Raw genomic sequence first — 12,905 nt, forward strand, 5'->3', positions numbered from 1 at the left:
CAACTAGCTTATGAATGCCTCGGCCAGGCAAAAGATGCCACCTTTGAGCTGGCAGATGCAGCGATGACGACCCGCCACGTCTCATGTTTAGGAGATTTTGCCCTCAGTCCTTTATTTCGACGTGAATGGTCAAGCGTCTACGAAGCCCTGCAAGATTGCAGCCCAGACCGAGAAAAGTTGATGCAACTGTACATCCAACAGATGTCACAAGTAGAACGTCCAGTATTGGCGATCGATCATACAGCGTGGTTAAGACCCCATGCACGTACCCTCAAAGAACGCACCTATGAACATCAACCCACGGCCTTACCTCACGGCATACCTGTCGGCATCGGTCAAGGATATAGTACGATTGCCTGGATACCTGAAAGTAGTGGCAGTTGGGCGCTGCCCTTGAGACACGAACGTATTACGAGTTGGGACAACCCAATCGATAAAGGCGCTCAACAATTGGCGCAACTGTGCCAATATCTTCAGAATAGACCGATTGTTTTATTTGACAGTGAGTATGGGTGTGCGCCTCTAGTTAAAGCAACCGCAGCCATCGCCGCCGATCAAGTGATGCGTATTCGTTCTAATCGTTGTTTGTGGTCAGCACCTCTATCTTATAGTGGTAAAGGAAGACCAAGAATTCATGGGAACCAGTTTAAACTTAACGACCCTCAAAGCTGGTGGGAACCAGAACAAACTCTGGAATGTGTTGAGCCAAAACTCGGAAAAATTCGGTTAAGAAAATGGGATGACTTGCACTTTCGAGGCAGTCCCAAACATCCAATGACTCTAATTTTAGTCGAACGTTTAGAAACTGTAACGGGTCGATTAAATAGTCAACCTTTATGGTTAGTGTGGGTTGGTATCCAAATGCCATCTCTGGCTGAAATTTGGCAACTATATCTGCGTCGTTTTACCATCGAGCATTGGTATCGGTTAGTTAAACAAACCTTACATTGGACTGTGCCGAAGTTGAGTACCCCAGAACAGTGCGAACGATGGAGTGATTTGATGCCTTTACTAACCTGGCAATTATGGTTAGCTAAAGATGTCGTCAGAGAAATTCGTTTGCCCACAGCAATTGGCTCTGCCGGAATTGACCCCTGGAAGGGTTGCACAATCAATGCTTCCACTTTTAATTAAGATTGGGACTCCCACTGTTGCTCCCAAACGTCGAGGAAACTCGGATGGATGGCAAACGGGAAAACCTCGCACCCGAAGATGCCGATATCCTGTGGTCAAAAAGGGTAAAGGTCGGTTCCAAAAATCCACAAAATTCGTAAGTTAACCTTGAGAACCTCTCGCTAATTAACCATTTTTTCCACTCAGCTCATGCTGAGTCAATTTGTGCTTAGTCTAAACTCCAAAAATTAATTGTTGCCCTAATTGTGGTTCGGAAGAAGTTAGTCGAAACGGTCAAAGTCGGCATCATAAACAAAATTATAAATGCCGAGAATGTGGTCGTCAATTTGTTTTAAATCCGGGATGGAAACCTATTACAAAAGAACAAAAGGAATTAATGTCACGGATGCTACTTGAACGTATTTCTCAGGCGGGAATTGCTCGGGTACTACAAGTGTCAGAAGATACAGTGCAGCGATACGTTAATAGCCAAGCGGCTGCTGTTAAGAAGCAAGTTGAGGTGACTCCCAAGGAAAAAAAGCGCTTGAGTGTTCAGATGGATGAGTTATGGTCATTCGTTGATAGTAAAGGAAATCAGCAGTGGGTCTGGCTGGCATTGGATGCCCAGACTAGGGAAATTGTTGGTGTACATATTGGAGATCGTAGCGCAGTATCGGGTCAAGCTTTATGGGATTCAATGCCACCAGTGTACCGTCAATGTGCAGTAATTTATACCGACCATTGGAGTGCTTATGATTCTGTATTGCCAAGCATTCGTCATCGGAGTGTAGACTCTCGATAGTGGTTTTACTAGCTATATCGAGCGCTTCAACTGTACTATTCGACAATGAGTGTCTCGATTGGTAAGAAAGAGCTTAGCCTTCTCTAAAAAATTAGAAAATCATATTGCTGCCATTTGGCGCTTTGTGCATCATTACAATGCTAATTTACAACTCTAAACGCCTACTTTCTTTGAATTCAGTTTAATTCTCTTGATCCTTTCCTTCAGGGCACTACCTGCTTGGGATTGATTAAATCAAGAGCCGTAGCAATCAAAATATCAATCATTTTAGTAGTAGTAGGAGAGAATTGACGTAAAAATGCTTTCAGTTGAGACCACCATAACTCGATGGGATTAAAATCAGGAGAGTAAGGAGATAAATCAGGGTAAACGCATCTAAATTAATTTGACAAACACCTAAATTTGTGCATTGCTAAATAACTAAAAAAAGCTTCTAAAAATCATTAATTTTAACCACATTTAAGCAGATTAAATCAGAACCTTAAGATTTTCTAAACTTCTTAAAGGCGGATAATTTTCCTTCTTAGATAGGTTTGAGATTTCGACCATTAACTGGCAGAGTTTAAAATTTTAACTAAATAATTATTGTCCATTGCCGCTCGATACCGTTTCATTTTTAGACTTTGTTTGGAAGTTTTTTCTTGTTTTAGTAAATTTATAGCCAAGCGACGTAGAAGTGCAAAATTTTCGGGAGAGTTCTGTTTCCGAATCCGGCTTTTATCTTCATAAAATGTAACATCAAGCGTCCAATGTAAGCTATTTTCAATGCCCCAATGACTGCGAATCGCCCCAGCAATTGTCTCAGCATTACTGCTTAAACTACTCAAATAAAAACGAGCTTCAGTGGTGGTGTTATTCCACAATCGTCGTTCACTAACTATCATGACAACTGTTTTTAATCCAGTCCATAATGCTTGATTATGCACTTGTGGTAACTCGGATACATCCACAGTCCAGACTTGGATTTTTTCCACTCGATGATGTCCGGCTTCTACTTGCTCATGCCGGACTGTAGTCTCTGCCTAAATAATCTGCTTTTTTAGCTACTTCAAACCACTCTTTTACGGCGGTATACAGGAGTTTTTGATTCCCTTTTAAAGCTAAAATATAATCTCCTTTTTTCTTGATAATCAGAGATGTTATGTTTTTTTGACATCCCATAGCGTCTATGGTTATTACACTTCCGGCGATTTCTAACATTTCTATCAATGCCGGAATCGCTGTTAGCTCGTTAGATTTTTTATCGACTTTTTTTTGTCCGAAAACCAATTGATGAGATGAAGACCAGGCACTAACTATATGTAGCGCTTTTTGCTGGTCATTTCGGTCATAAGATTGTTTCATTGTTTTGCCATCAATGGCAATTACGTTTAGTTCTAATTCCCCGACTATGGCATTTACCCAACTCAAAAAACATTCTTGAAACTGCTGCGGTTCAATTCTGGCAAATACCCGACTAAATGTGTCATGAGATGGTATACCATTCGGTAATTCTAGAAAGCTTTTCAACCATTCATATTTGGCATTACCATAGTCTTCTATTGCCACCCATCCGTCGGCACCGCTGAGGACAGCTAGAATCGCAATCGCTATAATATCTTTGAGTAAGTGTTCTTTACTTCTTTCTATTCTTGGGTCTTTCAAATTGGCAAAATGCTCTAAAAAACTGGTATTTAAAATATTCATTGACGGCAATGAATCTGTTTCTTTTTGTTGGGAAGTTACAGCTTTACTAAAACCTCTTGCCATTGATAGCACGAATAAACTACGTAATTGCTCAACCCCCTTGACAAGAGAACGAGATAGACATTAGATAGAGGAATGAAAAAACTCCCTGACCTAAAACAACTATCAGACGAGGCAAAAGACGCCTTGATAGTAGAGCTATGGCAGGAAATTCAAAAACTGCGTGCAGCATTATCCACTGACGCATCAAAAACAGACTCATCCCCCACCAAAACCAGCTCGAATTCCAGCACTCCACCATCGAAAGGATTCAAGCCCAACATCAAGTCGAAGCCATCGAAAATAGAATCCGTCAAAAGACAAAAAAGCATTGGCAGAACAGGAGGGGGAAGACATCTACATCCCGAACCCGACCAAATCATTATCGCTCAAATCAAAAGTTGCCCCCAGTGTTCAGAAACAATAACTGCCACAACCCAAAAATTGCAATCCGTCTATGACAAAATTGAACTACCACCAATTCGCCCGATCGTAACGCGCATTGAACGTTATGGCGGTCGCTGCCCCTGTTGTCAAACCGAGTATCTTGCCCCAGTACCTGCTGGAATGGAACCAGGTTCACCATTTGGCCGGGAGATTCAAAGCTCGCGTCACATATCTGCGCTACACTCATGCGATCGGCTACGAACGGCTGTCGGGAATCTTGTCATCCGTTTTTGGACTCAAGATCTCAGAAGGAGCGATCGCCAACCTTTTAAGTACAGTCAAAACCAGTTTAGATGAGCAAGTAAATCAAATACTACAACGTTTGCGACAGGCAAAATTAATTTGCGGGCGATGAAACCAGTGCCAGAGTAAACGGACAAAACCAATGGGAGTGGGTGTTTCAGAACCAAGATATTTGCCTGCATGTCATCCGTCCCAGTCGAGGGGCTGGAGTAATTAGTGAAGTTCTCGGGGAACATCGCCCGCAACTGTGGGTATCAGATCTTTTTAGCGCTCAAAAAAATCACCCAGCAGCACAATGGCAGGTGTGTTTAGCCCATCAACTACGGGATTGCCAATATGCGATTGATGCAGGAGACAAGATTTTTGCCCCAGCGATGAAGAGGTTATTATTAAGGGCCTTTGTCATCCATCGACGACGCGACAGGATGGACGAGACAAAGCTGGAGAGATATCGCAGCAATTTACGAGAAAGATTAACCAGAATTTTGAGTTTAGCCCCATATCAGCCGGATGGTGTCCGGTTACGAAAACGCTATGGCGAGTTGATGGATAATTTGTTTTTATTTCTGGAAGATGTGACAATTCCACCCACAAATAATTCGAGCGAACAAGCGATTCGGATGAGCGTGATATTTCGTCGCGTGACTAATTGCTTTCGTTCGGAATGGGGTAGAGATTTATTTGCAGCGGTTCGTTCAGTTGTCAATACTGGTAAAAGGCAGGGCTTAACTGCTTATCAAGCTATTCAAAAAGCCCTCTCTCTTCATGGCTCCCTTTTTTCCCCTAGTTGAGCAATTACTAAACTACAATAAAATACCTAAAAATTCGTCGGATATAAGTGTAGCATATTTTGGGTTAAAGTTAAGATGCGTTTACCCTGCGAACCGATCGCGGAGGAGGCCCAAAAGCTCGATAGCACATTAGATGACGAACGTCGCCGCTACTACAGCCTTACCCAACTCGGCCGCCGAGTGATTACCCTAGACGCCGAACGCCTAGCCCATTTAGTAGAAATGGCCCAAGAAAAACAGTTGCTCAATCGTTCCACTTTAACCGTTTGAATTAAAAATTAAACGTTGAAAGATTAACAATGAATTGGAGTGGAGGATGGGTGAAATTATCAGAATTGATATTGTCAGCTTCTCTACGTCTCTACACTTTGCTGCTGTTGATTTACCCCGGTTCGTTCCGCAGAGAATACGGGGAATTAATGATTCAGTTGTTTCGCGATCTGATGAGAGATGGAATTCGACAGCGAGGTTGTTTGGGGGTGATAAAAGTTTGGTGGCGAGTCGCGGCCCAATTGCCCGCTACAGCATGGCAGCAGCACTTGCTTGCGTGGGGAAAGAGAAGGAGAAAGGGAAGAAAATAAATGGGAAGTTGCGTTGATTGTCGATCGCTCTTTTAGTCAAAAAGAGCGATCGAACTCAGAATTTTACTTGCACATGATCAAATTTCCAGCCGAGATGAATCCGGCCACAGGGGCTGAAATCTCAACCCAATTGCGATTTTCTCCATTCTTATCTTTCACCAACTGGAAATTCGGTACAAGCGTTACTTGACCGTTAGCCGGTACACCGCCTTTAACAGCAGAAGTCTTTGAAGGCTCGGTGCGGATAGCTAGGCCCCTCGGAGCTACGCGAGGTTCTACTTGCCGGCACAGACTTACCGGGCCCGGTGCCGGTGCTGGTGCCGGTGCTGGTGCTGGTGCCGGTGCCGGTGCCGGTGCTGGTGCCGGTGCCGGTGCTGGTGCTGGTGCCGGTGCCGGTGCCGGTGCGGGTGCGGGTGCGGGTGCCGGTGCTGGTGCAGGTGCTGGTGCCGGTGCGGGTGCGGGTGCTGGTGCGGGTGCTGGTGTCGCAGCAGGTGCCGGACTTGGACTCGGTGCAGGTGCCGGTGCAGGTGCCGGTGCTGGTGTCGCTGCCGGCCTTGGGGAAGGAGTTTGACTAATTGTGGTGCTGGCTGTCGTGCACGAACCTAAATTAGCCTCGTTGTTGGGATATCCGCTAGCCACATACCCTGTGACGGGAGCGGTTATTTGAATCCAGAGGCGACCGTCGGAGGCTTTAACAGAAGTAGCGCCTTGGGACAGCGTTACCTGAGTGTTAAGTCCTACCCCGCCAACTCTAGGGGATTTGGGGTCTGGCTTCTGGCGAACGGTCAAACCTTCTTTGGGAGTGACTTTACGGCAAAGGTTGCCAGCTTGGGCTATTTGAAACGTGGCGCTATCTTCAAAGGAAATATTTTCCGCATCTGGACTGACAGTGGATGTTGATGGGGCGGCAACACCGATGGCATTCGCCTGCCAACTTCCGGTTGCGATCGCGATCGCGCCCAGCAATGCAGCGGGTTTGTTCCAGCAATTCAAGTTTTTCATCCGTTCAAATCCTCACTTAATCACAATCATTATCTTAATTGCAGGTCAATATAGCAAAAAAATCGATTTGTCTTCCACAAAAAAGCCTTATATAACTTTTTTATAGCCGGAAGTCAAGTTTTATTGATATTATTTAATGTTTGGCGAGTTGAGCGAAGAGACATAAAGCTGCTACGCCTATAAATGGCTCATTATGGCAGAGGCGGAGAGGGGGAGAATGCCAGAGTGTCCGAGTCGGGGAATGGCAGAGGGGCAAAGTCAACAGTTAACTGTTTAAATGCGGGACAGTTTACTAGGAATCCAAGTCATGTGTTGTCCGCCAATATCTTGTCAGGTGTTCGTTAAACCATTTAGCTGTCAGTTGTTGCTGTTGAGTAATATTGGGCTACCTTTCAGGTGAATTCTTGGCAGATTCGAGAGCGAGATTGTGCTTGAGATCCTCCCAGATTCTCAGTGACAGGCGATTGGCGCGATCGACCCCATCGTCGTAGTGGGCTGGCACAAGCCGGATACAGTTCTTCGATCGCCCTCACATAACTCCACTGTCGATCGTACCTTACTTAAAATTGTGGCAAACAGCACCAATCGCTAGCATTGACCTGATGGCTAGCGTCAATTTGATAAAATCTTCCAAAACGGAAACTTATCGGCTTGAGACACAGTTGTGTGTTTGTGGCTAAAGCCGCCCCGCCATCAGCGACAGTTGCTGTAGCTGTTTGCAAACGGTTTTGTTCCTGTGGAGACAACCAGCAGAAAACCTCCGAACAAAAGCAGCCCGATCAAATCAGAAACCAAATATTTGCGCCAATTCTGATTTAATTATATTGCTATAGCAAGCGCGCTCGATGTTTGTGAGGTTTTCACTTGCTGAAACTAATGCGGTAGGTTCCTTCGGAATGGATCGTATTCAATGATCGGAAAATTTTTTTTGCACAGGGCGATGGGGATGATCGCACGCAAAAGGAGAGGAAAAGCCCAACTAATCTTTTCCCTTCTTCCTTTTTTCCCAAATAACTAAAGCCTTCTCTATTCGAGAGTTAAAGCTTTCTTCCTTCTGCTATATAATGACCAAAGCGTTAAATATTTTTGCAGTGACAAAAACTACTAACAAAAAAGACGGGAAATCCTCTAAATATCCCTTTGACGGTCTATCTTTAGACGATCGCAATCCTGACTTCATTCAGCTTTTGTTGCCAGTCTGGGAATGGCTGTACCGCTACTATTTTCGCGTACAAAGCGACGGCTGGCACCACGTACCCGCCAGCGGGAAAATGCTCGTTGTCGGTTCTCACAACGGGGGACTCGCCGCTCCCGATATGTTTATGTTCCTATACGAATGGTTCCGCAGGTACGGCACCGAACGCTTGGCCTACGGATTGATGCACCCCACGGTTTGGCAAGTTTCTCCTGATGTTGCTAGCATGGCGGTTCAGTGTGGAGCCCTCAAGGCCCATCCGAAAATGGCGATCGCAGCTTTGCGGAAAAATGCCCCAGTTCTCGTCTATCCGGGCGGCGCCCAAGATGTTTTTCGCCCCCACCACTTGCGCGATCGAATCTACTTTGCGGGACGCAAGGGATTTATCAAATTAGCATTGCGAGAAGAAGCCCCAATTGTACCAATTATCTCACACGGTGCTCACGATACTTTGATAGTTTTGGCAGATTTGTACGAACAAGTTAAGCAATTGCATGAATGGGGGATGCCGTGGTTGTTGGGCATCGATCCGGTGGTTTTTCCGGTGTATTTAGGATTGCCTTGGGGATTGAGTATTGGGCCTTTGCCAAACCTGCCTTTACCCGTGCAAATTCGGACTCGCGTCTGCGAACCGATTGTATTTGAGAGGTACGGTTCGGAGGCGGCGCGCGATCGCGATTATGTTGATGCTTGTTTCGAGCGAGTTACCACCCAAATGCAAGGGGAATTAGATTGTTTGGCTGGCAAGTGACAATTGCACAAGTCTATATTATTCTAGGCGGCAAAAACCGATTTTTTTTACGACAATATAGCGTGAAGCGCGAGGGATACGGGAAAAAACCCGGTTTCTTGAGCCCTGTGGGTAAGTCGTGACTGCAAACATTTTTTGAAATAAATCATTAGATTTATTTCAAAAACCGACTATTGGGGTACTAAATCGGATTTTACCCATATTAATTACGTGAAATACTAGAAAACCGCAGTCGCAAAAGTCACGTTTTTGATCGTCCAGGTTCTAGCGGACATAATATCAGCTTAAATAAATGCAGATGAATAGGATTTCATCTGCGTCGATCTCCTTTCATCGGCGGTGATAAATAGAATTGGCAAAACTCACCTGATTCTGTAAGCTAATCCGCATTTAAATTGCATAGTCAAATAAATTTTTCCTCTTGTGGGGAGTAGGGTTGGGCCCGAAAGCCCGCCCTCAACATACAAATTAAATGCACAACAGCTTATAAACTCTTTATATTAATTATGCCTTCTGCCGAACGGTGACTAATTGCCCGATCGCCTTAACCGCAATACTGGGAGAAAAAAGTACCCCCGGCGACTCAATCATGTGCAGAACTTCCAAAAATGCTTGACAAACTTTAGCATCTGAGACCAGCACTTTTAACACTAGATCCATGTAATCAATTGTCAGCCGCGTAGCAAGGTTTAGTTTTGCACCCGTACTTCCGCGATAGCGGGAATCCTGACTGATGGCAAACGTCCAAGGAACAGTGTGTAATTTTGCTAGTTTTTGTTGAAATTGTCGCGCAAAGCCTGTTAAATCGCCTTCTGGATACCGCTCTCTTTGCTTTTGCAAACATTTATCTAGCATCTGAGCATCTAGTGCAGCAACGGTCATTCCTTGACCATAAACCGGGTTGAAAGCGCAAACTGCATGACCGATAACTGCCAAATTTTCAGGATAGCGGGAGAGGCGATCGTAGTGGCGCAAACGGTTTTCGGTACCTCGATAACTATAAACTGGTGTGATGGCTTCTGCGTCTTTAATCGGATGATAAATTGTCGGGGTTGGCAGAGTGCGGGCAAATTCTAGAAAACCTGCTTCGTCTGTGGGGGGATAATCGCGATCGCCCCCGGCGAGAGTCACCAGCCAGCGATTGCCTTCGATCGGGAAAATTGCACCGCCACGGTTGCGAAATGGCGGTGATGTTGAGACAAATACTGGCGCTGTGTCTGACAATTTACCGCTGCATTTATAGATGCGGCTGGCATAGCCGACAAAAGCATTGATAACGGTTTCTTGCGGAGGTTCATAGCCCAAACTTTTCAACCATTGAGGTGTTTTGGAAACTTTGCCACCAGCATCGACTACCAAATCTGCATTCAAATTCTCTGTATGGATGTTACCAGGGTTGTGGCGATCGCGAAAACACACCGACACGCCAGCAATCTCCGCGCGCGAGGCATTCGCCAGCAACCCCCTTACTGTGCCTCCTTCGAGGAAATGCACGTTCGTATTTTCAGCCAAGCGGCGGCGAATTTGCCAATCAACTAAATCCCGACTGAACATAATTAAATCATTTAGATCCGGGCTAAATTGCGGGGCCCAACCCGCCGGACTAAACCACCCGATCGACCTCGGATCTAAACTAGGAGCACCAGCAGCTATCAGTTCGTTTTCCCAGCCGGGAAAAAACTCTTCTAAGATGATTCTCCCCCGATTTAAAAGGATGTGAAGGTGACAGGATTGAGGAATCCCGGGGCGAGGTGCGGGTTTTTCTGGCAAAAAATCTCGTTCAACAATACTTACTCGATCGAAGTGTTTTGCTAATACTCTAGAGGCCAACAGTCCTGCTAAACTGCCGCCAATAATAATTGCATGACTTTCTCGCTGCACTATCGAATTCCTTGAAAGCTAATTTGCTATGGCATTGGTAGATTAATTGTTCACAATTTGTCTGGGCTTCTGTGCCGACTGCTTCGTAAAACTTACCTAAACTTATCTAAAGCCATCTTTAGATACAATTCATGTTTACTTCCTACGCTGTTGGGTAGACGGCTAATCCCAAGATAAGTAGGCTATCCCCTCAAGCCGAGGGTTCCCAGTTTAAAATGTTCAGACTTGCATTCAAATCACGATCTAAAGATATGCCACAAGCAGGACAGTCAAAAGTCCGAATGCTTAGTGGCATATCTTTTTTAGTGCCACAATTCGAGCAAGTTTTAGTGCTGGGGAACCATTGGTCTACCAAGACTAAATTTGCTCCATACATTTTGCACTTATAATCGAGTAGACGCTTGAACTCGTAAAACCCTAGATCCGATATTGCCCCGGCTAACTTGTGATTCGCCATCATTCCTTGAACATTCAAGTTTTCAATCTTAATTAGCTTAAAAGTTTGAGCTAAATAAGTTGTTAGCTTGTGAAGAAAGTCTAAACGAATATTAGCTATCCGTGTATGGAGCCGACGGATTTTATCGTAGGTTTTACGCTGATTTTGGGAGCCTCTTACCTGTTTTGATGCTTGGCGCTGCAACGTAGCAAGCTTGGTTTTCGCTTGTTTTAACGGCTTCGGCGCATCAAAGACCTGCTGAGTTGACAGCGTGGCAAAAGAATTAATGCCTACATCGATTCCTACAGAGCTTTCAGATTGTTGCACTGGCAAACGTTCGGCATCAACGCAAAAGGAAACAAACCAACGACTTCCTTCTTTTGAAATCGTAAAAGTTTGAGACACATAACCGCATTCTAAGGCTTCGTAGAGTCGAAAAGTTCCCAATGTAGGAATCTTGATAGTGCTGCCAGCATTTAGTAAAACTTTGCCCTTAGACGAATCAACTGTAAAAGATTGACCCCAGCGGCGACTAGCAAATTTTGGATGACCTGCCTTTCCAGAGCGATACCGCCTAAAAGCATCTTTCAAGTCAATAAAAGCATTTTGATAAACGCGACTAGATAATTGATTCATCCAAGCGAATTCAGGCTGTTTCTTGACGTAGTTGGTGAGAACTTTTTTGACTTCGTTAAGTACCTTTGAGTCTGTGAATTGTCCCTCGCCATACATTTGAGTCCGCAAGCTCAACCCCATGTTAAACACTACCCGCCGAAATCCTGCGTGTTTTGCCATCAAGGTCGCTTCCCGGTTATTCAATTTGAGCGCTCGCTTGACGGCAAACACAAAACTTCTCCTCAACGATTAAGTATGGATATTTTTAGCGAACTATTTGGTACTTAAGTCTTGCTCCTCTACGATTATTGTAATCAGACTTACCATTACTACCATCTATAGTCATTTCAAATAAATGTGAGACAAATGCAAGATGATGTAAAATCAAGAAAAATTGTTAACTCGGAGCCGAAAAATGGCATACAGTCTAGATTTAAGAAAAAGAGTAGTGGATTATGTGGAAAATGGAGGGGGTATAACCAAAGCCGCCGCCCTGTTTAAAGTAGGAAGAGCAACAATATACAGATGGCTAGGGAGGGAAGACCTTCGAGCCACTAAGGTAGAACACCGTGAGCGAAAGATAGACTGGGAAATGCTCAGAAAAGATGTAGAAGAAAATCCCGAAGCAAGATTAATAGAAAGAGCAAGGAAATTCGGGGTGAGAGCGAGTGCCATATGCTATGCCTTAAAGAAAATGAAAATTACGAATAAAAAAAAGAATTTCGTTATAGAGAAAGGAATAGAGAAGAAAGAATACAATACTACCAAACACTGAGAACTTTAATTAAAGTTCATGGGAGTAAAAGCCTTGTATTTATTGATGAGTCAGGGTTTGAAGAGTTTCATGCTTGTGTTTATGCGTGGTCAAAAAAAGGGAGAAAAGTATATGGGGAGAGACAAGGAAAACGCGGAAAAAGAGAAAATTTAGTAGCAGGAAGAAGAAAAGGCAACAAGGACTTGATTGCACCTATGGTCTTTACAGGGAGCTTGAATGCAGAAAGTTTTGAAGGGTGGTTAGCTTTATATTTATTGCCATCTTTAACAATACCATCAATATTAATCATGGATAATGCACCGATTCATCGTAAGACAGCAATTAGGCTCCTGGTGGAGGAAGCAGGCCATCAGATACTTTTTTTACCAAAATACTCTCCTGACTTAAATGATATTGAGCATGATTTTAGTGCATTAAAGAGAGCTAAAATGTATGCGTCTCCTGGCACATCTCTTGATGAAGTTATTCGTGCTTATTGTGCAGAAAGAGTGTCTCATACTTATTTGAAATGACTATATCTCGGCTGCGCCCCAGCGCACCTTACTCAT

General features: G+C 44.3%; 10 protein-coding genes and 3 pseudogenes (1 of these 13 cut by a window edge). 8 read left to right on the plus strand and 5 right to left on the minus strand.

What is annotated here, in order from left to right; genetic code table 11:
- Positions 1 to 1,134: the 3' portion of an NF041680 family putative transposase gene (locus tag OSC7112_RS02565; RefSeq protein WP_223300745.1), read on the plus strand. The gene continues 30 nt to the left of window position 1, outside the view; only the last 1,134 of its 1,164 coding nucleotides appear in the window; its start codon lies off the left edge, out of view; its stop codon occupies positions 1,132 to 1,134.
- A gap of 226 nt (positions 1,135 to 1,360) precedes the next feature.
- A pseudogene (locus OSC7112_RS02570) lies at positions 1,361 to 2,072 on the plus strand (IS1 family transposase).
- A 391-nt stretch (positions 2,073 to 2,463) separates the two neighbouring features.
- Here OSC7112_RS02570 and OSC7112_RS02575 read toward each other — a convergent pair.
- Both OSC7112_RS02575 and OSC7112_RS40650 read right to left on the minus strand, forming a co-directional pair.
- Positions 2,464 to 3,601: pseudogene (locus tag OSC7112_RS02575) on the minus strand (ISAs1 family transposase).
- 212 nt (positions 3,602 to 3,813) lie between these two features.
- Complete coding sequence (locus OSC7112_RS40650; protein ID WP_223300636.1) at positions 3,814 to 3,972, minus strand: hypothetical protein; 159 nt, start codon at positions 3,970 to 3,972, stop codon at positions 3,814 to 3,816.
- Positions 3,973 to 4,151: 179 nt separating this feature from the next.
- Here OSC7112_RS40650 and OSC7112_RS41595 point away from each other — a divergent pair, with 179 nt between their 5' ends.
- The 4 genes from OSC7112_RS41595 (at position 4,152) to OSC7112_RS02590 (ending at position 5,702) form a co-directional block, all read left to right on the plus strand.
- Positions 4,152 to 4,442 carry an IS66 family transposase gene (locus OSC7112_RS41595; RefSeq protein WP_051041465.1) on the plus strand — a complete coding sequence of 97 codons (291 nt, stop codon included), beginning with the start codon at positions 4,152 to 4,154 and terminating at the stop codon, positions 4,440 to 4,442.
- A 40-nt stretch (positions 4,443 to 4,482) separates the two neighbouring features.
- Complete coding sequence (locus tag OSC7112_RS39265) at positions 4,483 to 5,121, plus strand: IS66 family transposase (protein ID WP_051041466.1); 639 nt, start codon at positions 4,483 to 4,485, stop codon at positions 5,119 to 5,121.
- A 75-nt stretch (positions 5,122 to 5,196) separates the two neighbouring features.
- Positions 5,197 to 5,391 carry a hypothetical protein gene (locus OSC7112_RS02585; RefSeq protein ID WP_041622335.1) on the plus strand — a complete coding sequence of 65 codons (195 nt, stop codon included), beginning with the start codon at positions 5,197 to 5,199 and terminating at the stop codon, positions 5,389 to 5,391.
- A 29-nt stretch (positions 5,392 to 5,420) separates the two neighbouring features.
- Positions 5,421 to 5,702, plus strand: coding sequence for a hypothetical protein (locus OSC7112_RS02590; protein WP_041622336.1), 282 nt, complete (start codon positions 5,421 to 5,423; stop codon positions 5,700 to 5,702).
- A gap of 63 nt (positions 5,703 to 5,765) precedes the next feature.
- Here OSC7112_RS02590 and OSC7112_RS02595 read toward each other — a convergent pair whose 3' ends face one another.
- Positions 5,766 to 6,704 (minus strand): SH3 domain-containing protein, encoded by a 939-nt coding sequence (locus OSC7112_RS02595; protein WP_015174435.1) that lies wholly within the window; start codon positions 6,702 to 6,704, stop codon positions 5,766 to 5,768.
- A gap of 1,064 nt (positions 6,705 to 7,768) precedes the next feature.
- Here OSC7112_RS02595 and OSC7112_RS02600 point away from each other — a divergent pair.
- Complete coding sequence (locus tag OSC7112_RS02600; RefSeq protein ID WP_015174436.1) at positions 7,769 to 8,650, plus strand: lysophospholipid acyltransferase family protein; 882 nt, start codon at positions 7,769 to 7,771, stop codon at positions 8,648 to 8,650.
- 504 nt (positions 8,651 to 9,154) lie between these two features.
- Here the strand turns inward: OSC7112_RS02600 and OSC7112_RS02605 are convergent.
- Both OSC7112_RS02605 and OSC7112_RS02610 read right to left on the minus strand, forming a co-directional pair.
- Positions 9,155 to 10,531 (minus strand): NAD(P)/FAD-dependent oxidoreductase, encoded by a 1,377-nt coding sequence (locus OSC7112_RS02605; protein ID WP_015174437.1) that lies wholly within the window; start codon positions 10,529 to 10,531, stop codon positions 9,155 to 9,157.
- A gap of 190 nt (positions 10,532 to 10,721) precedes the next feature.
- A complete protein-coding gene (locus OSC7112_RS02610) occupies positions 10,722 to 11,813 on the minus strand; it encodes an RNA-guided endonuclease InsQ/TnpB family protein (RefSeq protein ID WP_015174438.1) in 1,092 nt (363 codons plus the stop codon).
- Between the two features lie 184 nt (positions 11,814 to 11,997).
- On the opposite strand from OSC7112_RS02610, the pseudogene OSC7112_RS36815 reads away from it, so the two are divergent.
- Positions 11,998 to 12,869: pseudogene (locus OSC7112_RS36815) on the plus strand (IS630 family transposase).
- The last annotated feature ends 36 nt before the right edge of the window (positions 12,870 to 12,905 follow it).

The organism is Oscillatoria nigro-viridis PCC 7112 (assembly GCF_000317475.1).
Lineage (GTDB): Bacteria > Cyanobacteriota > Cyanobacteriia > Cyanobacteriales > Microcoleaceae > Microcoleus > Microcoleus nigroviridis.